The organism is Microbacterium sp. cx-59, assembly GCF_020805625.1.
In the GTDB taxonomy this organism is placed as follows: Bacteria; Actinomycetota; Actinomycetes; order Actinomycetales; family Microbacteriaceae; genus Microbacterium.
This window is the reverse complement of record NZ_JAJHGO010000004.1, coordinates 168,038-190,972: the sequence shown is the minus strand read 5'-3', so window position 1 is coordinate 190,972 and position 22,935 is coordinate 168,038. Positions and strand designations below refer to the sequence as shown.

Genomic DNA, 22,935 nt, shown 5'->3' with positions numbered 1-22,935 from the left:
CAGATCGTAGGCTGACGGAATGCCTTCCTCGACGCACACACCGCTGTCTTCGTGGCAGTTCGGGGGTCGGCTCCGGCAGTACCAGGCCGACGTGCTCGCCGAGGTGGGTGTCGACACGGCGGTCGGTCTCGACGGAGGCAGGTCGCTGCACATCGTGGCGCCGCCCGGGTCGGGCAAGACACTGCTCGGCCTGCTGCTCGCGGCCCGTCGCGGACGCCGGGCGGTCGTGCTCGCGCCGACCGTGACCATCCGGGAGCAGTGGGCGCGGCAGGCGGTCGCTCTCGCGCCGCATCCGAAAGCGGTGTCGGAAGACCCCCAGCGCCTCGGCGACCTTACGGCGCTGACGTATCAGTCGCTGAGCGTGCTCGACACGGCCAACCCGTTCGCCGCACTCGCCCGAGCGCGCTGGATCGACGAGCTCGAATCCGACGGTCGCTCTGCCGAAAACGCGAACACGTGGCTCGACGAGCTCGCCTCCGCTCATGCCGCGGCGTACCGCTCCGGGATCATGCGTCGATCGCGCACACTGCGTCGACAGCTCATCCGGGAGGATGCGGGCGTACTGGCGACAGCGCTGCATCCGAATGCCCTCGCGCTCATCGACCGTCTCGTCGCGCACGGGGTCGAGACCATCGTGCTCGACGAGTGCCACCACCTGCTCGACCACTGGGCGCTCGTCGTGGCGACCCTCGCGGCGCGTGTCCGCACGGCCGGACGCGAACCGCTGCTGATCGGACTCACCGCGACCCTGCCCTCACCCGACGACGCCGACGAGTACGACAACTACACCTCCCTTCTGGGAGAGGTGGATCACGAGGTGCCCGTGCCCGCGATCGTCCGCGAGGGCAACCTCGCGCCGTTCCGCGATCTGGTGCGCTTCACCGAGCCGACGGCCGAGGAGCTGCTGTTCCTCAACGCGCACGCCGAGGGGCTGACGGTGCTGCTTCGCCACACGTTCGCGGGTGACACGGGGGTCGGGTTCCTCCTCGAGGCGCTGCAGCCGCAGCCCGCGCCACAGCCGCAGCCCGCGCCACAGCCGCAGCCCGCGCCACAGCCGCAGCCCGCGCCGCAGCCCGCGCCAGCGTCGCCGGGCGCGCGCGGCGACCTCGAACCGCCGGCGCCGCCGCCCCGCGGCGAGGAGACGGATGCGCGACTGGCTGCGGCATTCGCCGCCGACTTCGCGGGGGCGGAGGCTGCCGCGGCCATGCTCTCGGCGGTTGCGCCGCTGCATCCGCTCGTCGCCCATCTGCCCGACGTCGCGCGCCGGCCGCCCACGACCGACGAGTCGCTGCGGCTGCTCGCGCGCTTCGCGCTCGATCGGCTGCTGCCCGACCCAACGGCCGCACCGCGGTGGGAACGCATCCGTCGCACCCTCGCCGACTTCGGTTTCGCCCTCACCGACCGCGGCGTGCGTCGCACTCGCGACCCCGTCGACACGATGCTCGCCTCGTCGCTGGCGAAGGACTACGCCGCGTGCGACATTCTGCGCATCGAGCGCTCGGCGCTCGGCGACGATCGCCTGCGGGCGCTGATCGTCACGGACTACGCCGAGCACGGCAACACTCAGGGCGGGCTCGTCGGCACGGCGGGTGCGCTCCGCACCTTCGCCGTGATCTCGGCGGATGCATCGACGGCGGGACTGCGTTCCCTGCTCGTCACGGGTAGCCGCACACGAGTGGCTACCCGGGACGCCGACGTGCTCATGCGGGCGCTCACAGACCTGCTCGGTGTGCCGGTCGCCGCCGCACCGCTCGTCGATTCGCCACAGGTATCGGAGGTGCACGCCCCCGGTGTCGCATCGGCGTCGCTCGTGCGGGCCGCATCCGCGCTGCTGACCCGCGGTGACCTGCACGTGGTGGTGGGCACTCGGGGGCTCTTCGGCGAAGGGTGGGACTGCCCCGCGGTGAACACGCTGATCGATCTCACGGCCGTCGCGACCGCATCGGCGACGCAGCAACTGCGCGGGCGCACGCTGCGTCTTGACCCGGCGTGGTCGCAGAAGGTCGCGCACAACTGGACGGTCACGGCCATGCTTCCGCCCGGCTTCGCGCTCTCCGCGGCGCCCGACCTCGCGCGCCTGCACCGCAAGCACGCTCGCCTCTGGGGGTTAGAGGTCGACGACCCGTCGCGCGTCGTGCGGGGGATCACGGGGGCGTTGTCGTCCACCCGGCGCGAGGGCCTCCGCTCCGGGCTCTCGGCCGCGCACCTCAACGACCTCCTCGTCATTCCGGCGCGGTCGGCGACGCGGAACGAGTGGCAGATCGGCCAGCCGTACGCGGATGCGGAAGGCGTCAGCACCCTCGTCGCCCGACGGCGGTCGACACCCGTGTTCCGAACGAGTGTCGCGTCGTCGCGCGCGCTGGGCGGCGCGCTCGGCGCACTGGTGGCCACGGCGGTCGGGGTCAGCGGCCTGGCCTGGACCGTCATCGAACCGTCGGCGGCGATCGGCGTCGATGCGCTCGTCCTCGCGGCGGCGGTGTGGCTCGGCGTTCCGGTGTGGACGTCGTGGCGCGACGCCCGGGTACTGCGGACCGGCGGGGCGGAGTCGTATCGCCGCATCGGCGCCGTCGTGTGGAACGCCCTTCGCGCGGCGGGGCGGGTGGCTGACGGTCCCGCCACGGTGCGCGCGGAGACGGGCTTCGACGCCATCAGCGTGTGGGTGACGGATGCTGCGCTGCCCGACCAGCGGACGTTCGCCGATGCGCTCGGTGAACTCTTCGGCCCGGTGCGCACGCCGCGATTCTTGCTCGAGACCGGCCGCGGAGGCAGGTCATGGCTCGTGCGGACGGTGCTTCGAGGCCATGGTCCCGCCCACTTCCTGCCGGTACCGACGGCGATCGGCCGGCGCCGAGCGGATGCCGAGGCGTTCGCCCGCGCCTGGAACAGGGAGGTCGGCCCGGTCCTGCTTCACGCGATGGACGACCCCGCCCGGCTCGCCGTGCTGGCCCGCGCGCGGAGAGCGGGCGGTGGCGCACCGAGTGGTCTGCGCGATGCCGTGCGCGACGACGTGGTGTCCGCCGTCGTCGTGCGGGAGGAGTGGCGCTGACGTCGCGTCGCGTCCTGTCCTCCCCAGTCATCCGCAGCCGGCGAGACGTGCACAGATGCGCGTGCGGGCGGGTGCGGCCCCGGCAGCGGCGACGAAAGTGGAGCGCATGACCGAACCCACTGTGCGCTTCGAGCGCGACCACGCCTTCGCCTCCGACGTCGACCTCGAGGAGATGATCGCGGACCTGCTTCACGGGGCGAATCGGCGCCAGCTCTGGATGCTGTTCCTCGGTGAGGACGACGTGCTGCTCGACCCGATCGTGCCCTGCGACGACTACCCCGACGACCCGGCACTCACCGCCCGCACCGACGATCTCGGCACCGTAACGTTCCCGACGATCCTGGCGCACCGCGTCGCCAGCCTGCGGGAGCTCATCGGCTTCGCCTCGGTGGTTCTCGTCTGGGAGCGCCGGGGGTCGGATCTGCTCACGCCGACCGATATCGCGTGGTCCCGAGCGATGGCCGAGTCCGCGGCGGACGTCGGTGTGGACCTGCGCGTGCAGTTCGTGCTGCACGACCGAGGGGTGCGGCAGATCACTCCGGTCGACGACGGCGCCGCGGCGGCCTAGTGCGGCGAATCCGCTCGATTCCGGCCGATCGTTCGAAGGCGTCGCGGGTGATGCGCTCGATTCGGCGACCCGACGCGAGTGCCCCCACGAGATGACGCAGACCGCGGAACACGCGGCCGTTCGCGACCTCGAGTACCGCATCCGTCACCGGGCGCGTGGCCGACGTCATCTTGTGGAGGGTGCGGAACGGCGCGTAGTAGATGAACTGTGTCTCGAGATCCGGATGCGCCGCCGCATCCGCCCGCCGTTTGCGCCGCTCGAGGAAGCCGAATGCGAATCGCACCAGCCGGCTCGGCGACTGTCCGAGACGATCGATGGGCGTGTTGACCCGGAACGGCGGCACCGCCCATCCGTCATCCGGGAGATCGCGACCCAGCAGTGCGCGGAACGCGGCGTCGGGCACGTCACGCACGTCGCCTCGTGCGTAGACCGCCAGAGCGGGGTCGGGGGTGCCCGCGGGCACGGTGCCCGCGACGTGGATCGTGGCCGACAGCGGCAGGTCGGCGCTGTTCGGACCCACGAGAACCTCGTACTCGCCCTGCTCGATCTCCCAGCGTCCCGAGCGGACGTCGAAGAAGCGGAAGGTTCGCGCACCGAACGGCACCGTGACCGTGCGGCGTTCCCCCTGTGCGACGCGGATCTTCGACCACCCCTTGAGCTCTCGATCCGGGCGGTACACCGCGCTCGAACCGGTGCGGCGTACGTACAGCTGGGGAACGTCGACGCCTGCGGCCGCGCCCACGTTGGTGACGGTGAACGTCGCCCCGTCCGCGTCGACGGTGAGATCGGCGTAGGCGAACCGCGTGTAACCGAGCCCGAAACCGAACGGGAATGCCGGTGCCACGCCCGCGCTCGTGTGAAAGCGGTACCGCGCGAAGAGGCCCTCGCGATACTCCGCCGTGCGGCCCTGGGCGGGATAGCCGCTCGACGTCGGATCGTCGTCGGCGCTCATCGGCATCGTCTCCGCGAGCCGGCCCCCGGGTTCGACGGCTCCGGTGAGGACGTCCCAGATCGCCTCGGCGCCCGCCTGGCCGCCGAGGTAGCCGTGCACGAGCGCCGTCGTCAGATGCAGCCAGGGGGTTTCGATCGGGCCGCCGCCGGACAACACGACGACCACCGGAGTACCCGTCGCCGCGACGGCCCGAAGCACGTCCACCTGGGCTGCGGGGAGATGCAGATGGGGGCGGTCGATGCCCTCGGATTCGTCCGCATCCGGTAAGCCGAGTGCGACGACGGCCACATCCGCGGTCGCAGCCGCGCGCGCCGCCGCGGCCGTTAGCGCCGCATCGGGCCGCCCGTCGAGCGCGAAACCGGGGGCGTACGCGACGAGTTCGAGACCCGCATCCGCGATGGAGCCCAGCAGGGTGGTCAGTCGAGTGGGGTTCACGATCGACGACCCGGCACCCTGATAGCGCGGGTGCTCGGCGAATGCGCCGATCAGCGCCACCCGGGCTCCCGGCGCCAGCGGCAGGATCGTGGACTCGTTCCGCAGGAGCACCGCACTCTCGGCGGCGGCGCGACGGGCGAGACGGTGGTGCGCCTCGGTGGGGTCGGCCGGCGTCGGTCGCGCCTCGGCGGTAACCCGCCGGACGAGCGTGAGCAGTTCATTCGCCCGGGCGTCGAGATGCGCCTCGTCCAGCCGCCCGGTCTGAATGGCGCGCACGATCTCGCGCGCGGATTCGAAGCCGGGGGAGGGCATCTCCAATGTGCCGCCGGCGGCGATCGAGGCGGCCGGGCCGTCTGCACCGCCCCAGTCCGAGATCACCGCGCCGTCGAAGCCCCACTCCTCGCGCAAGATCTCGGTGAGCAGATGCCGATTCTGATGCGCGTACGTTCCGTTCACGAGGTTGTAGGACGACATCAGCGCCCACGGCGCGGCCTCCCGCACGACGATCTCGAACGCGGTCAGGTACAGCTCGCGAAGGGTCCGCTCGTCGATCACCGAGTCCGACACGAGGCGCCGAAGCTCTTGGTTGTTCGCCGCGAAATGCTTGGGAGTCGCCGCGACACCCTGCGACTGGATGCCGCGAACGTAGGCCGCGGCGAGTCGACCGGCGAGTTCGGGGTCTTCGGAGAGGTACTCGAAGTTGCGCCCGCCGCGCGGGTTCCGCTTGATGTTGAGGCCCGGGCCGAGCAGCACGTGCACCCCTCGCGCGGTCGCTTCCTGCCCCAGAGCGACGCCGATCTCCGCCGCCAGATCCTCGTCCCAGCTGTTCGCGATCGTCGCGGCCGGCGGAAAGCAGACGGCGGGCTCGCTCCCGCCGAGACCGAGATGATCTGCGTCTCCCGGCTGCTTACGGATGCCGTGCGGGCCGTCCGACAGCCAGATCTGCGGAACCCCGAGCCGCGGAATCGGCCGGGTCTGCCACACGTTCGCGCCGCTCACCAGGGCGGCCTTCTCGATCAACCGGAGGTCGGCGGCAGTCGGCGGCATGGGGGCCTTTCGGGCGTAGGCGGGGCGGCCCGCATCCGTCGCCGTCGCGGACATGGAGGCCGTCATCGGATCCTGCCCAGAAACGGCAGCACGAACAAGGCCAGCATTGCGACGACCGCGGTGGCCGCGTACAGCGCCGGGTAGCCGCCCAGGCTCGTGACGACGGGTGCGGCGATGACCGGCGCGAGAACCTGCGGCAGGGTGCTCGCGATGTTCGCGACACCGAGCAGTGTCGCGCGCGTGCGCGGGTCGGGCAGGGCATCGGTCACGATCGCGACGTCGACGGCGAGGAAGAGTCCGTAACCGACGCCCAGTACCAGCACCGCGGTCACGATGAGCGGTACGTCGACGGCGAAGGCCATCAGCACGGCGCCGACGGCGAGGACGATCGCCGCGCCGGCGGCCACTCCGCGTCGACGGCGGAGCCGGTCGGAGAGCGCGCCGCCCACGCCCGCCGCGATGCCGGCGACCACCACATAGCACGCGGTGAGCACGAGGATCCAGGTGCCGGGGTCGTCGATCTGGGCTCGATCCGAGAGGAAGTAGTACAGATACAGCAATCCGAGCGCGCTGACGAGGTTCAAGAGGAACCGCAGGCCGAAGGCGGCGACGAACGTCCGGTCGACGCGCAAGCCGCGCCGCGGCGGCGCCGCCGCAGCGCCCGTGGCGAGAGGTTCCGCTGCGGCGTCGGGCACACCGGGGCGCGTGATCAGGATCGGCACCACCAGCAACGGCACCGCGACGGCGATCGCGATGTAGCCGAGCGCGCCCTCGCCGAGTGCGACGGCGAGCGCCGTGCCGACGATGGTTCCGGTGAGCTGCGCGATGCCGAAGAGCGACCCGACGAGCCCGCGCCGCTGTTCGGGCACCCGGTCAGCGATCAGCGCGGCCAGTACCGCGAATGGTCCGTTGAGACCCACCTGTGTCAGCACCCAGCCGAGCACCATCACGGGCGGGGATGCGGCGGCCGCCAGCACCAGGAGACCGGCGACTCCGACGCCGAGCCCGATCAGGAGCACGGGCGCGCGACTGCCCGTGCGGGCGCGGAGTCGATCGGAGAGCACGCCCCACAGCGGATTCGCGATCATCGAGGCGGCCGCACCTGCGCCGGTGACGAGAGCCAGCAGCCCCTCTTTGCCGCCGTCGACGGCGATCAGCGCGGACTGCGCCGGCAGAAGAATCTGGATGGGCCCGAACCAGCCGACCGCAACCCCGACGGTCGCCGTGACGAGGGCGGCGATCCACCCTCGCCGCGGGCCCGCGGTGACGTCCTCGTGCGTTCCCGTCACCATGCGAGCGACGCCTCCCACATCTGCACGTACTCCTCAGCGCCGTTCATCAACTGCTCCTTCAGCTCGGCGCCGTCGGCCCCCGCCGTGCGGATGATGTCGGCGACCCAGTCGGCGTAGAGGCCGTACTGCGCGACTCCATCGGCGTTCAGATCCCACGTGCGCTGCCCGAACACCTGGCGATCGAAGACGGCACCGTTGGGAGCCGTGAACGGATACCCGAGCGGATCGGACGCCGCATCGAGCCGTGCACCGGGTTGCGCGGCCAATCCGTTCACGTCGGAGCTGTACCCGTACGACGTGAGCACGCCGCTTCCCGCGGCGGTCGTGTTGGCATTCCACTCGGAGAGGAAGTCGGGCTCGCCGTTGCCGGCATCGGATGCGGCGTACGCGTAGCCCGCCACGAAGCCGCCATCCTGCGCGACCCGTGCCGTCAGCGAGCGGTCCGACCAGGTGTGCACCGCCGCCAGACCGCGGTAGCCCGCGTCCTCGGCGATGTCGAGCACCGCCTGCGCCGTGGCGACGCCCATGTGATCGACGTGGATGATCATGCCGCGGTCCATCATCTGCTCGATGAGGTACTCCCCGAGCTCGGTGAGTCCTCGTACGTTGCAGATCGGGCCCGTCGGGTACACGGGCAGCACGGCCCCGGCAGCCGACCCGGATGCGGCAGCCAGAAGCGCGGCGATCCCGTCGTTCGTGATCGGCTGCGTGTTGTCGGCCGGCCCCGTGCAGCTCTGCGCCATCCAGAAGTGGCCGGTGCTGAGGTAATTGCCGACGTTGAGCGCGACTCCGGTCACGCCGGCATCGAACCGCGTGCCGCCGAACGCGTTGTCGAACTTGTGCACCGGGTAGAGCCCGCTGACCCCCATGGTCTCGAGCTCATCGAGCCCCGCGTCGACATCGGCCTCGTCGCACTGCGCGACCCCGTCTATCTCGCGGCATCCGAACGGTTCGGAGATCTCGACGCCGATCGTGACGGCGAGCTTTCCCTCGGCCGCGATCTCGCGCACCTGCGCGGGAGTCGTGGCGATCCGGAACCACCCCTCACCGACGCCGCCGGACTGGGCGTCGATGTAGTCCTGCATCTCGTGCAACAGGTCGGCCTGCGCGCGAATCTGCTCCATCTCGTCGCAGCTGGTGACGCGGGTGGGGTACAGCTCGCAGATCACCCGGTTTCCGACCAGCAGCGCGTTGAATACGCGCAGCCCGCCCTGCCAGGCTCGTTCGATTCCGCCGTAGTACGCCTGCTCGTGAAGCAGGCTCGTGGGAGTGGGCCAGTCGGTGAACGTCGGCCAGCCGTCATCGCCGCCCAAGGGATCCGTTCCGCCGATGATGGCTTCGAACAGCGCCCCCGCTCCCGCGGCGTGCGAGGGGCACCCGGCGAGGGCGTCCTCGATCCCGCCCTCCGCGAACGGGGCGCCGCAGATCAGCTCGCCCCCGAACGCCGCGCTCGCAGCGGGGTGCGCGTGCGCGTCGATCAGGCCATTGATCGTGCCATCGGCGTTGACCGCGGATTCGGTCGGGCCGCTGAGCACACCGGTTGTCGCGGCGGCAGGCTGGGCGCAGCCGGATGCGGGAACGAGAGCGAACGAGGCATCCGATGTCGTCAACTGCCCCGACCGACTCCCGATCAGCGCACCGGTCAGGGTCGAACGGATGCGGTACCCGTTGGCGCCGACCGAGATCGTCCAGTCTGCGCGATCGCCGTACTCGGTGCCGGCCCATACCCAGTTCGCGACGCTCAGGTAGAGGATCGCGCCGGTGGAGTCGTAGAGGCGGTAACGGCCGAGGTCGGTCGCCTCGATGGCGAAGGGCTCGGCGGTCGCGGAGGTGCCGCGGGTGCCGTAGCCGACGCTTTCGCGGGTGAGGTAGTTCGATGAACCGGCGGTCGTTCCGGTCGTGGTCACCCGGAGGGCGACGCAGCGTCCGTCCAGGTCGTTCGCGGGCGTTTCTGTGGTGGCGATGCTGGCCTGGGCGGGAATCAGGGTGAAGAGAAGAGCGAGGGTGGCGGTGAGGGCGATGGGCAAGGTGCGGCGTACTCGGATCGTCATGGCGACTCCTCTGAGGGGTGCTACGGACTGTGGATGCGGGGGAGCAGACGGTGCATGGTGTGGATCTCTGGTGTGTCGAGTGGAGCGGGTGGGGCAGGAGGGGCCGAGTCCGTCGCGGCGGACACGATCAGGAGGTCAGTCGTCGTCGGGGTGGCGTTCGCGGGTGGCGCCGGATGCGGTAGCGGGCCCGTCGGCGTCGGAACCTTCGGCGTGGGCGGCCAACGCTCGCGCGACGAAGGCGGCGGTGCGTCGTGCGGCGGCGGTGTCGTGGTCGGCGAGCCAGCCCATGGTGATCCCGTCGAGGGAGGCGACGAGCAACCGGGCGAGGTCGGGGAGGGGAGCCGTCCACCGGGTGCGGGTCAGTTCCGCGGCGTATTGCAGGACCTCCGCCGCGGTGCCGAAGTAGCTCTCCCACTGGGTTCGCATCTGACCGTCCGCGTTCTGCCGGCGTGCGAACAGTCCGAGCTCGAGAAGCGCCAGTTCCCGCTCGGGCTCGGCGGCGAGCAGATCGATGTAGCCGTTCACACCGCTCAGGAGCGCGGCCTCGATCGAGGTCGCGTCGACCGAGCGCGTCTCGGCGACGAACCGTTCCTGGTCGGTCACCGTCTCGACGACGGCGCTCATCAACTCGTCGTGGTTCTCGAAGATGTAGTGGAAGGCGCCGAGCGGCATCTGCGCTTCCGTGACGATGGCTCGGGTCGTCGCGGCGGCCACGCCGCTGCGGGCGATGACCCGGATGGCGGCGGCGATGAGCTCTTCGCGGCGCTGGGACGGGGGAATGCGTCGCATCATCGGGCGCCCCCGGCATCGGATACGGGGGAGCAATCGGAGCGCAACCCGGTGGCGGGCCGGGTGCGGCGGAGGTGCGTCGGCATGCGATCTCCCTGAGTTGTACAGATGTCCAACTCAGTATGCAGACGAGGCCCACGGCGCGATAGAGGCTGTTCCGGGTCTTAACACGGCGGAAACGCGGATCGACGCGGTGCGCCCGGCGAGCAGGGCATTCGTCTCACTCCGCTCCGAGTGGACGTGCGGCTCCCTACCCCTCCCATCCTACGGAGCGGGAGGGGGCTTGCGGCAAGGCCCCGGTGCGGGGGCAGAATCGTTGCCCACCCTCGCTTCGCATCGGAGATCTCCGCATGACTTCAGCGCGCCCGAGCGCTTTTAGACTTCCCGCCGAACTCGTCCGCAAGTCCCGTCCCGACCTCATCGCCCGTGACGAGCAGCAGTTCGCCGACATCGACGACAGCGTCGAACGGTCGCTCGAGGAGACAGCTCGCCGCCTCGACCGCACGACGCGCGCGAAAGCCTCGACCGGTCAGGAGTCGGTCGACCGTGATCTCGAGGCGCGCCGCCTCGCCGCCCGGCTGCACACGTTGCAGCGCTTCTCGCTCGATCTCTGCCTCGGCCGCATACGCCCGGCCGATGACGAAGAGCCGCGGTACATCGGCAGGCTCGGCCTCGCCGACGACGACGGTCGTCAGCTGCTCATCGACTGGCGGGCGCCTGCGGCGGAGCCGTTCTTCGCCGCCACACATGCGGACCCGCGCGGTCTGATGAGTCGGCGGCGATATCGCTGGGCAGGCGGGCGGGTCAGCGACTACTGGGACGAGGTGTTCACGCCCGACGGGCAGGAGGATGACGCGGCGCTCGATGACCAGTCGGCCTTCATCGCGAGCCTGAGCGCCGCGCGTACGCCCCGGATGCGGGACGTGCTCACGACCATCCAGGCGGATCAGGATGCCATCATCCGGGCATCGTCGCGCGGGGCGCTCGTCGTGGACGGCGGCCCCGGCACGGGCAAGACGGTGGTCGCCCTGCATCGCGCGGCGTACCTGCTCTACGCCGATCCCGCTCTCGCGCCCGGACGCGGCGGGGTGTTGTTCGTCGGGCCGCACGAGGCCTACCTCGCCTATGTCGATGACGTGCTCCCTCGACTGGGCGAGGAGACCGTGCAGATCCGCACGCTGCGCGACCTCGTTCCCGAGGGGGCTCGAGCCGGTTCGGAGCCCGAACCCGTCGCGGAGCTCAAGGCGTCCGCGCAGTGGTCGAGCGCGTTTCGGCGCGCGGTGCGCCTGTTCGAGCGACCGCCCGCCGATGCGCTGCGCGTCGAAACGCCGTGGGCCGATCTGCCGCTGGGCACCGACGACTGGGCGGAGGCGTTCGATTCGGCCGAGTCGGGACTCTCGCACAACGAGGCGAGGGATCAGGTGTGGGAGTCGCTCGTGGAGCTGCTGGCGCGGCGACACGACCGCGATGTTCCCCGGTCCGAGGCACGACGGGCGCTGGCAGAGAACGACGCCCTCGTCCGGGCGTTCGCGCGCAGTTGGCCGATCCTCGATCCCGTCGGGCTCGTGGCCACCCTCTGGTCGGACGCGCAGTTTCTCCGACGGGTCGCTCCGTGGCTGACGGATGCGGAGCGGGCGATGCTCGTCCGCGCCGATCCGCGGGCGTGGACGCTGTCCGACCTGCCGCTGCTCGACCTCGCGCGATCGCTCATCGGTGACCCGGGCGTGCCCGAGCTCGCTCGTCGGCAGGAGGCGGCGCTCGCCTCACGTCGCGCGCAGATGGACCGCGTGATCGACGACCTGATCGCCGCCGACGACGGCGACCTGCTGCTCATGTCGATGCTGCGGACCGCAGACGTGCAGAACAGCCTCATCGATGACCGTGAGATCCCGGATGCGGAACGGGACCCGCTCGCCGGCCCCTTCGCGCACATCATCGTCGACGAGGCGCAGGAGCTGACGGATGCGGAGTGGCAGATGCTCGTGCGTCGCTGTCCGTCCCGCAGCTTCACGATCGTGGGCGACCGCGCCCAGGCCCGTCGCGGGTTCACCGATGGGTGGGCGGATCGTCTCGCCCGGGTCGGCCTCCGCGATGTGCGGGTCAGCCGCCTCACGATCAACTACCGCACACCCGCGGAGATCATGGCGTCGGCCGAGCCGGTGATCCGTTCGGCGATTCCGGATGCGAACGTGCCGGTGTCGATCCGAAAGAGCGGGATACCTGTCGAGCGTCGCCCGCGGGCGGATCGTGATCCGGTCCTCGACGAATGGGTCGCCGCGCACCCCGATGGCGTCGCGTGCGTCATCGGGGATCCGGCTTTCGCGGGGGCGCCCCGCATCCGTTCGCTGAGCGCCGTCGACGCGAAGGGGCTCGAGTTCGACCTCGTGGTGCTCGTCGCCCCGGACTCGTGGGGCGACGGCATCACCGCAACGGTCGATCGCTACGTCGCGATGACGCGCGCCACCGAGCGGCTCGTGGTGCTCTCCGAGTGACGGCTGATCAGCGACGGCTGATCAACGACCGTCGCGCAGACTCGACGCGAAATTCGTCACGTTCTCTCGGAGGGCGTCGATGCGTCGGTCCCGCGCGGCTTCCCGGTCGAACCCGAGGTAGGCCGAGGGCGGGAGCCGCCGCACGTTGCGCGAGCATTCGAAATTCGCGCACACGAGTGTGCCGACGGTGTCGCCTCGGCGCCCCGCGTCGCCGACTCGCTTCGCGGTGAACAGCACCACGTCGTTGGGCAGCTCGACGTCGTTGCACCAGGAGCACTGCGGTCGGGACCTGGCCTTCGTGTCGGCCTCGCGAAGGATCAGGCCGACCGCATCGCCGTCGAGCTCGGTCACGATGTAGCCGACCTGCGGCAGCTTGCGGTCCCGCCATCCGAAGAAGTCGAGCCGGTCCCAGGGGGTCTCGGCGAGATCCGTCGGAATGAGGACGTGGGCGCGTTCGCTGCGGGACGCGTTGATGAACGAAGCCCGGATGCGGGCGTCGGAAAGGGGGAGCATGATTCTGCCTTTGCGAGGGAGCGCCGGATCGGCCGGCGAAGAGAAGACCCGTCGGGGTCGGGAAAGGGAAGGACAAGGAGGGAGCGGACGCTCTACCTCGCGCCGGCACAGAAAGCGCCGACGACCTCCCCACACCCGACGGGCAGCTCACGTTCATGCATGATCTCCACGATACGCCGGCGAACGCCGGACCGGTCGAAGTTCGTAGGCTGGGGGAGTGAGGTCATCCGCATCCCGCGCCGCGAGCGCATTCCTGGTCGGGTGGCGGGTGATCGCGACCGCGATCGGGCGTCGCCGGACCTGAGGCGGCCGTCGCGGCTGAGATAGTAGAAGGCATGACTGAGAACATCGCGCGATACGTCGACCACACGCTGCTCAAGCCCGAGGCGACGTCGGCGGATGTCGCGGCCACGATCGCGGAAGCGGCGGACCTCGGCACGTACAGCGTCTGCCTGTCGCCGTCGGTGCTTCCGGTCGATCTTCCGGAGGGCCTGAAGCTCGCGGTCGTCGTGGGATTCCCGAGCGGCAAGCACCACTCCGAGATCAAGGCCGCCGAGGCCTCGCTCGCCGTGGCCCAGGGAGTCGATGAGATCGACATGGTGATCGACATCGGCGCGGCGATCGAGGGGCGTTACGACGCGGTCGAATCCGACATCCGTGCGGTGCGGGATGCGGCGCCGCACCCCATCGTGCTGAAGGTCATCATCGAGTCCGCGGCGCTGTCGGACGACGCGATCGTCGCCGTCTCGAAGGCCGCTGAGGCGGCGGGCGCGGACTTCGTCAAGACGTCGACCGGTTTCCACCCGGCCGGTGGTGCCTCGGTGCACGCGGTCGAACTCATGAAGCAGACCGTCGGCGATCGCCTTCAGATCAAGGCATCGGGCGGCATCCGGACCCGTGCGGATGCCGAGGCAATGATCGCCGCCGGTGCCAGCCGCCTCGGACTGTCCAGCACTCGCGCGATCGTCGAGGACGGCGTCGCCTCGGGTACGTACTGACGACACCCGATCCCGCGGAAGGCACCGCATAGGATCGAGCACGACGCGCGCTGCGCGGGAAGGTCGTCGCATGCACTCCAGCAGCACCAACACGTGGGTTCTCGTCGACGGCGAGAACATCGACGCGACGCTCGGCGGATCGATCCTCGGCCGACGCCCGCAGCCCGATGAGCGCCCGCGCTGGGACCGCATCCTGAGCTTCGTCGAGCGCAGTTGGTCGCAGCCGGCCCGCGGTCTGTTCTTCTTGAACGCGACCACGAACGTGCCGATGACGTTCGTGCAGGCGCTCAAGGCCATGGACTACGAGCCGGTGCTGCTGTCCGGCCCGCCCGAGTCGAAGATCGTCGACATCGCCATCCAGCGGACCCTGCAGGCGCTGCGCGACCGCGACAGCGACGTCGTCCTGGTCAGCCACGACGGAGATTTCGTCGAGGACGTCGAGTCGCTCATCGACGGCGAACGGCGCGTCGGCGTGCTGGCGTTCGCGGAGTTCCGGAGCTCGACCTACTCGGCTCTGCCCGGCCTCACGTTCTTCGATCTCGAGTACGACGCCCGCGCTTTCGACGCACCGTTGCCGCGCATCCGCGTCATCCCGATCGACGAGTTCGACCCGGCTGCGTTCCTCGGCTGAGGCCGGCGAATCCGCGTCAGGCGGGCCGATACGTCATGTACACGTCGACGTCGTCGGACGTGTCTTCGACGAAGGAGTGCCGTTCGTAGAGCCGCCGCGCGGCGCTGCCCTGCAGCACGTTCAGTCGAAGCGGCCGCGGATCAGGGTCGGCGAGGATGTCGCGCAGCACCCGACCGCCGATTCCCCGTCCCTGCAGATGCGGCGCCAGGTAGAAGTGCTCGAGCCACCGCACGTCTACCTCCGGCCGGACCGACACGCACCCGACGTCGACGCCGTCGACGATGACCACGCGGGTGTTCTGCGCATCGAAGACGTTCCGCATCCGCTCTCTGACCCGAACCGGGTCGTACCGGCCGAGGCGTTCCAGGTCGTCCCGCAGCACGACGGCCCGGAGCTCGACGAGCCACTCGAGATCTGCCGCCGTGCTCGGCCGCAGGGCGACGGCTGTCACAGCCGGATCTGGTACTGGATCATGCCGCTGCGGGTCGCGACGCGGTCGTACAACTCGCGGGCGACACTGTTGCTCTCGGCGGTCAACCAGTAGACCTTCGCGCAGCGCTCGTCCGCGGCCCAGGCGCGCACGTGTTCGATGAGCGCTCGTCCCGTTCCGCCTCCCCGCGCGTCGGGGGAGACGAAGAGGTCTTCCAGATAGCAGTAATCGCCGGTCGACCAGGTCGCCGGGTGCGTGACCCACTGCACGAGACCGATCACGGTGTCGTTCTCGTCGCGGGCGAGGGCCGCGTGCATGCTCGATTCCGAATCGACGAGACGCGCGAACGTCGCGTCCGTGGTCGCGTCGTCGAGCGCCGTCTCATAGAACGCCAGATACCCGCTCCAAAGAGCGAGCCAGTCGTGGCGATCCGACGTCGTGAGCGGGCGGATCGTGACCATCCGACCAGCCTACGGATGCGGCGCGCCGCTCCTCGCCCCGATCCGGGCTCGGTCCGCGACCGCGCGTGCGGTGAGTGGGTCAGAATGAATCGTCGTCGCGGTATCGCCCGCCGTCGATGGCGCCTTCGTTCTTCCTGCGGGCGGGACGCGGCCGGACGAGGAATCGTTCGGCCTAGCGGAAGAGATCCTGAGGAGACGGTGACGATCGACGGCATGTCCGAGGTGTTCGGCACCCGCGCCGGCGCTGTGCTCGAAGCCCGGATCGAGCGCGCGCGGATGCATCCGGCTAAGCGCGTCGGGCTGGGTATCGCCGCGCTGGCGATCTCGGTGGCCACCGGCGGAGGGGGCGGCGACGACGTGCTCCCGGGCTTCGACCTCGTCGTCACTCGGCGCGACACCGGCACGGAGGTACTGCGGGCCCGCGTCGGTCATCTCCAGGAAGCGGATCGCGTCCTCACGCAGACCCGACGAGACCTCGACATGATGACGGTCGAGCAGTTCGTCCGGGAATGGCGCGCAATCGACTGACGCGCGCGCGGTCGTCGTTCACTGCCGCTCGAGGCAGAGTAACCGCTCGCGATCGTCCCAGGGGAACGACGCCTCGCGGACCGTGACCGCGCTCAGACGGCGCTCCGAGCGCCGCCGCCGATCGGTGTGCCGTGCGAGCGACCTGCGGTGTTCGGCTTCCACCCCAGCGCGGGTGCGACGTACTTCGCGAACGATTCGACGAGTCGTAGATTGAACTCGACGCCGAGCTGACTCGGGATCGTGAGCATGAGGGTGTCGGCGGAGCGGATCGCCTCATCCGCCAGCAGTTGCTCGACGAGAGCGTCCGGTTCGCCGGCGTAGGTCTTGCCGAAGGTCGACCGCATCCCGTCGATGATGCCGATCTGGTCACCGCCCTGCGCGCCACCGAAGTACATGGCGTCCTCGCGGGTGGTGATCGGGAAAATGCTGCGGCTCACCGAGACGCGCGGCGTGCCGGCGTGACCGGCGTCCTTCCACGCGGCGCGGAAGGCATCGATCTGCTGCGCCTGTAGTAGGTCGAACGGCGTGCCGTCTGCCTCCGTCAGAAGCGTCGACGACATGAGGTTCACACCGATCCGGCCGGCCCATTCGGCCGTGTCGCGGCTTCCCGCGCCCCACCAGACCCGTGAACGCAGGCCGGGGGACTGCGGCTCGATCTGCTGCCGACCGGTGCCGCCGCCGAACGGGCTGTCGGGGTCGCGCTCGGCGAGCCCTTCCCCGTCGATGGCGCGGAGGAAGAGGTCGAAGTGCTCCCGCGCCAGGTCGGCGCCGCGGGGGTCGTTCGAACCGGTGTAGCCGAACGCTTCGTAGCCGCCGATGACGGACTCGGGTGAGCCACGGCTCACGCCGAGCGCGAGTCGGCCGTCGCTGATGAGATCGACCGCGGCCGCCTCCTCGGCGAGGTACAGCGGGTTCTCGTAACGCATGTCGATCACGCCGGTGCCGACTTCGATGCGCTTCGTGCGCGCCGCGATCGCGGCGAGCAGCGGCATCGGAGAGGCCTGTTGACGGGCGAAGTGGTGCACACGGAAGGCGATGCCGTTGACGCCGAGCTCGTCCATGCCGACGCCGAGGTCGATGGCCTGCAGCATCGAGTCCTTGGCGGTGAGGATGCGGCCGCCACCGAGAGGGCCGTAGTGCCCGAACGAGAGAGTTCCGAAGCTTTCCATATCCCGTGCAAGCGCGTGCACTCCGGTCCTATTCCCTTGAATGCACATGAATCGGTGCTGCGTGGCGCCAGATGACGGCGGCTCTGCACCCGCATACCGGCGACGAGCTCGTTCTGATAACCTGAGGTGTCACTCGTTTGATTCGCCGTTTCGGCGTGCGCGCGTGACATCGCAGGAAATCAATTCGCTTCGCCTCGGCTCGACTCATCCGTCGTTCCGGCGGGCACCGCATCGTGACATCACGATCGCACGTGCCGAGGCCTGAGACCCCAACCCAACAAGGACAACCCACTACATGACTACCGCAACGACCGCCCCGGCCATCAAGCAGGTCGCGATCAACGACATCGGATCTGCTGAAGACTTCCTGGCAGCGGTCGAGAAGACCCTCAAGTTCTTCAACGACGGAGACCTCATCGAAGGCACCGTCGTCAAGATCGACCGCGACGAGGTGCTCCTCGACGTCGGTTACAAGACCGAGGGCGTCATCCCCTCCCGCGAGCTCTCGATCAAGCACGACGTCGACCCCAACGAGGTCGTCAAGGTCGGCGACGCTGTCGAGGCCCTCGTTCTCCAGAAGGAGGACAAGGAAGGCCGCCTCATCCTGTCCAAGAAGCGCGCACAGTACGAGCGTGCGTGGGGCGATGTGGAGAAGATCAAGGAGAACGACGGTGTTGTCACCGGCTCCGTGATCGAGGTCGTCAAGGGTGGTCTGATCGTCGACATCGGCCTCCGCGGATTCCTCCCGGCGTCGCTCATCGAGCTGCGTCGTGTGCGCGACCTGACGCCGTACCTCGGCCAGGAGATCGAGGCGAAGATCCTCGAGCTCGACAAGAACCGCAACAACGTGGTCCTGTCGCGCCGTGCGCTCCTCGAGCAGACGCAGTCGGAGTCCCGCTCCAACTTCCTCAACAACCTGCACAAGGGCCAGGTCCGCAAGGGCACGGTCTCGTCGATCGTCAACTTCGGTGCGTTCGTCGACCTTGGCGGAGTGGACGGCCTCGTGCACGTCTCCGAGCTGTCGTGGAAGCACATCGAGCACGCCTCCGAGGTCGTCGAGGTCGGGCAGGAAGTCACCGTCGAGATCCTCGAGGTCGACCTCGACCGTGAGCGCGTGTCGCTCTCGCTCAAGGCGACCCAGGAGGACCCGTGGCAGGTCTTCGCCCGCACGCACGCCATCGGTCAGGTCACGCCCGGTAAGGTCACCAAGCTCGTTCCGTTCGGTGCGTTCGTGCGCGTCGCAGACGGCATCGAGGGCCTCGTGCACATCTCCGAGCTGTCGGGCAAGCACGTCGAGCTCGCCGAGCAGGTCGTGTCGGTCGGCGAAGAGGTCTTCGTCAAGGTCATCGACATCGACCTCGAGCGTCGCCGCATCTCGCTCTCGCTGAAGCAGGCGAACGAGTCGGTCGACCCGTACGGCACCGAGTTCGACCCGGCCCTCTACGGCATGGTCACCGAGTACGACGAGAACGGCGAGTACAAGTACCCCGAGGGCTTCGACTCCGAGACCAACGCGTGGAAGGAAGGGTTCGACACCCAGCGCGAGGCTTGGGAGCAGGAGTACGCCGCGGCACAGGGTCGCTGGGAGGCTCACAAGGCCGCCGTCATCAAGGCCGCCGAGGCCGAGGCCGCGAACCCGAGCACGGTCGACTCGAGCACGGGCTCCTCGTCCTTCTCGAGCGACTCCAGCAACGCCGGCACCCTCGCCGACGACGCTGCTCTCGCCGCGCTTCGCGAGAAGCTGTCTGGCCGCTGATCCTTCAGCGTTAGCATCCGATCCACAGGGGGTCGGAACCTTCGGGTTCCGGCCCCCTGTGCCGTTCTCGGAAGCATCCGCTCGGGGTGTGTCGGGGGAGGCGCGTACCGTCGGGGCGTGCCCGATGAACGACGTGCCTGTGCCATCGCGGACGGATGCGGCGGCCCCGTGCCCGCAGCGTCCCCGCTGCCGCTCTGCGAACTCCACCTCGCCCTCGCCGCGGAGGCGTCTGCCGACGTGCACGGCGAGACCGATCTGCTCCCCGCACCGTGCCGTCGATGCGGATCGCCGCTGGGTGCGCGGTTCCGATCGGGATGGATCTGTGCGGTCTGCGACTGGCGCCACGGCGAGGTCGTCGACGGCGAGCTTCCGGCGCCGAGACTCGACATCGTCTACTACCTCGGGTTCCGCGACCGGGTGAAGATCGGAACGACGGTGAATCCGCGTCAGCGATTCGCGGCCATCCGCCACGATCAGGTGCTCGCGTTCGAGCGTGGCGACCGGATGCGGGAGCACCTGCGACACGCCCAGTTCGCCGACGAGCGGCTCGAGCGGAGCGAGTGGTTCGTCCGCAGTTCTGCGCTCGACGCCCACATCGACACGCTTCGCGGCGACGTGAACCCGTGGACGCGATACGCCCAGTGGCAGAGCGCTGCTCTCGCGGTCGGGTACATCGGATGAGCGTGAGCTGCCGAATGCCGTGACAGCGTGTCCCCTCTTCGGGGGACGCCGCGGCGTGCGGGCGGGGGCATCCGCGCCGAGGCGATAACGTCGGGGTATGAGCCACGAAGAGACCGCGGGAGTCCCCGTCGCGGATCGTGTCGTCGACTCCTCCGGGCTGCGTCGAAGGATCCGGCAGGCGGCCGCATCCTTCGAACTTCCCCCCTTCCTCGAGAACGGCCGGGGCCGGACGACGGCCTTGCTGCAGCTCGCGCTCTGCGCGGTGGTCATCGTTCTCGTCGTCGTGGTCGTCTTCGTGCCCCTCAGCGGTGACGTGAGCCTGTTCTGGCTCGGCGCGATCATCGTGCTCGCCGCGGGAGGGGCGGCGGTACTGGTTCCGTGGGCCGTGCTTTCGCCCTGGTGGATCATCGCGATCCCGCTCATCGACATCGTCGGCATCCTGCTGCTGCGGCAGGCGCAGCCGTCGGCCGGGTTCGACGCGCTCTTCCTGGTTCCGATCGTCTGGCTGTCGATCTTCTACGGCCTGTTCGGCTACTTGATCGGCGTCGTCGCCGTGCCCCTCACGGTGCTGACGACCGTCCTGATCGATGGAACACAACCCTTCACCTACACGATCATCGTTCTGCCGGCCGTGGCGTTCGTGCTGGCGTCGATCAGCCTCCTGCTCTCGCGGCAGATGACCGCGCAGCGGGTGCTGTTCTCCCGGCAGACGGGCACGATGGCGCGGACCCTCCGGCGTGCGCAGAAACAAGAAGAGCTCCTGGCGGAGGTTCTCGACACGATCGATTTCGGCGTCATCCGCATCGCCGTCGACGGATCGACCACGGTCGCGAACGAAGCGCACGCCCGCCTGCAGCGCGCTGCGCGCTCCGCGGCGTCCGGTCTCGACGAGCGTGGTGCGTCGTACGGCGCGGATGGCGTCACACCGCTCGACCGGGCCGACATCCCGTTCGCCCGTGCCGCACGCGGTGAAGTGTTCGACAACCAGATTGTGTGGTTCGGCGGGGAGGGCTCCCGGCGTCGTGCGTTGAGCGTCACCGCACGCAGGACGCGCGCGGTCGACGGTGCCGACAGCGGAGCCGTGATCGTGTCGCGCGATGTCACGAGTGAACTGACCGCCCTCCGCGCCCGCGATTCGCTGGTCTCCTCGGTTTCGCACGAGCTCCGCACCCCGCTCACATCGATCATCGGCTACCTCGAGCTCGCGGTCGACGATCCGAACGTGCCCGCGCGCGCCCGGAAGAACCTCGAGATCGCGGAGCGGAACGCCGCACGACTGCTCGGCATCGTGTCCGACATCCTGACGGCGTCGAGCCGCTCGGAGATGTCGGCCGACCTGACCATCTCGCAGCAGGACATCGATGTCGCCGAGGTGCTCCGCGCGAGCGGTGAGGCCTGGGAGCCGACCGCGGCCGAGCGCGCGATCGAGATCGATATGGACGGGATCCGTCCTGCGCCGGCGTACGCGGATCCGCTGCGGATGCGGCAGGTGATCGACAATCTGATCAGCAACGCCGTGAAGTACAACCGCGACGGCGGCTACGTCGCTCTCGCGGTGCACTCGGATGGTCTCGCCACGAGCATCACCGTCACCGACAGCGGAATCGGTCTGAGCAGCGACGAGCTCCATCGCGTCTTCGAGCGCTTCTTCCGCGCCGGCGACGACGAGGCGACCGGGACAGGTCTCGGACTCTCGATCAGTCGGGAGATCGTGCGCGCCCACGGCGGCGAAGTCACGGTCACGAGCGCCGTGGGTGTGGGATCCACCTTCACCGTGATCCTGCCGGCGACCGCGGACAGCCTCGACGACCCCGATGGTGAGGCGCGGACCGTCTCGTTGGACGAGAGCACCGGGCCGGGGAACGGGGCTCGCCGATGATCCTCGACCCCGCAACGTCTGCGCTGATCGCCTCGGTGGTCGTGGCGAGCGCGGCGGTCACATTCATCGCGACGGCGCTCGCACCGCGCTTCGCGTCGACCGGGGCGCGGCTGTGGGGTTTGGCGCAGGTCATGGCGCTCGTCTCGGTGTTCTGCCACCTCGTCGCCGGCGCATCGGCGGTGGCCATCGAAGCGAACTGGGCGGTCGCACTCGGTAACGGCGCCGTCGTCGTGTCGATCGGATGCCTGCTCCTCGGCTTCCGCGCCTACAGCGGCAACGAGGTGCAGGGCCCGGCGCTCATGGTCGTGGCGCTCGGGTTCCTCACCGTCGCCGCGTGCGCGATCGACGCCCCGGGACCGCGCGAGGGCGGCGGGGAGATCGTCACCTACCTCTCGATCACCGTGCTGTCGCTGGGCGCCGCCTGGCATGCCGTGGCGGGACGCACGCGGGAGTACGCGATGGCCTGGATCTTCGCCGGATGCCTCGTGGTGTGGTCGCTCTTCTCGCTCATCCGCGTCGCCGTCGTCGTGTTCTGGGGGGCCGAGGTGCTTTACCAGCAGTGGTGGGGCGAGGTCGGCACGTCGCTGGTCCTGGTGAGCGTCGGAGTCGTGTCGACGATCGCGATCTTCGTGCTGCGGGCCACGCTCGCGGGGGAGTCCGTCGTGCGCGCGAAGACGGCGGCATCCGATGACGTCCTCGCGCCCCAGGCGTTCGTCGAGTCCCTTCGCGGCGTGCTGCACCGCGCCAGCGCCCGCACCGAGCTCGTGGTCGTCATCGCGGTGCTCGTCGAGGATGTCGGGGCGATCACGGCGTCGTTCGGTCGGGACGTGGCGGAAGCGGCGACGCGGATCCTGCGTTCGGCGGTCCGCGCGTACGCGTCGCCGGTCGCGATCGTCGGAGAGGGGACCGATCCGAACATCGTGCTGGTCGCCACGACGGCGACGAGTCCCGCGGATGCGCGCCGTCAGGCGGGGCTGCTCTATCGCGGCGTGGTGCAGAGCTACGTCGGACAATCGCGCATCGTCGTTCCGGGAGTCGGTGTGGGCGTCGCGCTCAGTCAGACGCTCGGGTACGCCGCGGAGACGCTGGAAGAGGGCGCCACGATCGCGGCGGTCCTCGCGTCCGAGAGCGATGAAACGTCCGTCGTATTCGCCACCGTGCACAGCCTGCCGGAGGACCCGTTCCCGGCCGATCGGGTGTGACGGTGCGCACGCGCG

18 protein-coding genes are annotated in these 22,935 nt (G+C 69.7%); 10 read left to right on the top strand and 8 right to left on the bottom strand.

What is annotated here, in order from left to right:
* The first annotated feature begins 19 nt into the window (after positions 1–19).
* Both LMI96_RS04295 and LMI96_RS04290 read left to right on the top strand, forming a co-directional pair.
* Positions 20–3,046, top strand: a complete 3,027-nt coding sequence (locus LMI96_RS04295) for a DEAD/DEAH box helicase family protein (RefSeq protein ID WP_228360586.1) — start codon at positions 20–22, stop codon at positions 3,044–3,046.
* A gap of 106 nt (positions 3,047–3,152) precedes the next feature.
* Positions 3,153–3,614, top strand: a complete 462-nt coding sequence (locus LMI96_RS04290; protein ID WP_223721368.1) for a hypothetical protein — start codon at positions 3,153–3,155, stop codon at positions 3,612–3,614.
* On the opposite strand, the gene LMI96_RS04285 is transcribed toward LMI96_RS04290, so the two are convergent.
* From LMI96_RS04285 to LMI96_RS04270, 4 genes are all read right to left on the bottom strand, one after another.
* Entirely contained in the window at positions 3,580–6,114 is a 2,535-nt protein-coding gene (locus tag LMI96_RS04285) for a glycoside hydrolase family 3 protein (RefSeq protein ID WP_228360585.1), read from the bottom strand. The genes LMI96_RS04290 and LMI96_RS04285 overlap by 35 nt on opposite strands.
* Positions 6,111–7,340, bottom strand: coding sequence for an MFS transporter (locus tag LMI96_RS04280; RefSeq protein WP_228360584.1), 1,230 nt, complete (start codon positions 7,338–7,340; stop codon positions 6,111–6,113). Before LMI96_RS04280 ends, LMI96_RS04285 begins: the two co-directional genes overlap by 4 nt.
* Entirely contained in the window at positions 7,334–9,391 is a 2,058-nt protein-coding gene (locus LMI96_RS04275; protein WP_228360583.1) for a hypothetical protein, read from the bottom strand. The genes LMI96_RS04280 and LMI96_RS04275 overlap by 7 nt, the downstream gene beginning before the upstream one ends.
* Before the next feature lie 135 nt (positions 9,392–9,526).
* Positions 9,527–10,180 carry a TetR/AcrR family transcriptional regulator gene (locus LMI96_RS04270; protein ID WP_228360582.1) on the bottom strand — a complete coding sequence of 218 codons (654 nt, stop codon included), beginning with the start codon at positions 10,178–10,180 and terminating at the stop codon, positions 9,527–9,529.
* A gap of 350 nt (positions 10,181–10,530) precedes the next feature.
* On the opposite strand from LMI96_RS04270, the gene helR reads away from it, so the two are divergent.
* A complete protein-coding gene (gene helR, locus LMI96_RS04265) occupies positions 10,531–12,672 on the top strand; it encodes an RNA polymerase recycling motor ATPase HelR (RefSeq protein WP_228360581.1) in 2,142 nt (713 codons plus the stop codon).
* Between the two features lie 21 nt (positions 12,673–12,693).
* Here the strand turns inward: helR and LMI96_RS04260 are convergent, their stop codons facing one another.
* Entirely contained in the window at positions 12,694–13,185 is a 492-nt protein-coding gene (locus tag LMI96_RS04260; RefSeq protein WP_228360580.1) for an FBP domain-containing protein, read from the bottom strand.
* A gap of 335 nt (positions 13,186–13,520) precedes the next feature.
* Between LMI96_RS04260 and deoC the strand changes: the two genes are divergently transcribed.
* Positions 13,521–14,183: a deoxyribose-phosphate aldolase gene (gene deoC / locus LMI96_RS04255; RefSeq protein ID WP_228360579.1), complete on the top strand. Its 663-nt coding sequence runs from the start codon at positions 13,521–13,523 to the stop codon at positions 14,181–14,183.
* A gap of 70 nt (positions 14,184–14,253) precedes the next feature.
* Complete coding sequence (locus tag LMI96_RS04250; RefSeq protein ID WP_223721355.1) at positions 14,254–14,814, top strand: NYN domain-containing protein; 561 nt, start codon at positions 14,254–14,256, stop codon at positions 14,812–14,814.
* Between the two features lie 16 nt (positions 14,815–14,830).
* Here LMI96_RS04250 and LMI96_RS04245 read toward each other — a convergent pair whose 3' ends face one another.
* Positions 14,831–15,265, bottom strand: coding sequence for an N-acetyltransferase (locus tag LMI96_RS04245; RefSeq protein WP_228360578.1), 435 nt, complete (start codon positions 15,263–15,265; stop codon positions 14,831–14,833).
* Positions 15,262–15,705 (bottom strand): GNAT family N-acetyltransferase, encoded by a 444-nt coding sequence (locus LMI96_RS04240; RefSeq protein WP_223721353.1) that lies wholly within the window; start codon positions 15,703–15,705, stop codon positions 15,262–15,264. The genes LMI96_RS04245 and LMI96_RS04240 overlap by 4 nt, the downstream gene beginning before the upstream one ends.
* A gap of 213 nt (positions 15,706–15,918) precedes the next feature.
* On the opposite strand from LMI96_RS04240, the gene LMI96_RS04235 reads away from it, so the two are divergent.
* Complete coding sequence (locus LMI96_RS04235; RefSeq protein ID WP_228360577.1) at positions 15,919–16,233, top strand: hypothetical protein; 315 nt, start codon at positions 15,919–15,921, stop codon at positions 16,231–16,233.
* Positions 16,234–16,325: 92 nt separating this feature from the next.
* Here LMI96_RS04235 and LMI96_RS04230 read toward each other — a convergent pair whose 3' ends face one another.
* Positions 16,326–17,402 (bottom strand): LLM class flavin-dependent oxidoreductase, encoded by a 1,077-nt coding sequence (locus LMI96_RS04230; protein ID WP_223721351.1) that lies wholly within the window; start codon positions 17,400–17,402, stop codon positions 16,326–16,328.
* Between the two features lie 295 nt (positions 17,403–17,697).
* On the opposite strand from LMI96_RS04230, the gene rpsA reads away from it, so the two are divergent.
* The 4 genes from rpsA (at position 17,698) to LMI96_RS04210 (ending at position 22,920) form a co-directional block, all read left to right on the top strand.
* Positions 17,698–19,158: a 30S ribosomal protein S1 gene (rpsA, locus tag LMI96_RS04225; protein ID WP_223721350.1), complete on the top strand. Its 1,461-nt coding sequence runs from the start codon at positions 17,698–17,700 to the stop codon at positions 19,156–19,158.
* Positions 19,159–19,275: 117 nt separating this feature from the next.
* Positions 19,276–19,839: a GIY-YIG nuclease family protein gene (locus LMI96_RS04220; RefSeq protein WP_228360576.1), complete on the top strand. Its 564-nt coding sequence runs from the start codon at positions 19,276–19,278 to the stop codon at positions 19,837–19,839.
* 97 nt (positions 19,840–19,936) lie between these two features.
* Complete coding sequence (locus LMI96_RS04215; RefSeq protein WP_223721348.1) at positions 19,937–21,718, top strand: cell wall metabolism sensor histidine kinase WalK; 1,782 nt, start codon at positions 19,937–19,939, stop codon at positions 21,716–21,718.
* Positions 21,715–22,920: a hypothetical protein gene (locus LMI96_RS04210; protein ID WP_228360575.1), complete on the top strand. Its 1,206-nt coding sequence runs from the start codon at positions 21,715–21,717 to the stop codon at positions 22,918–22,920. The genes LMI96_RS04215 and LMI96_RS04210 overlap by 4 nt, the downstream gene beginning before the upstream one ends.
* Positions 22,921–22,935 lie beyond the last annotated feature (15 nt).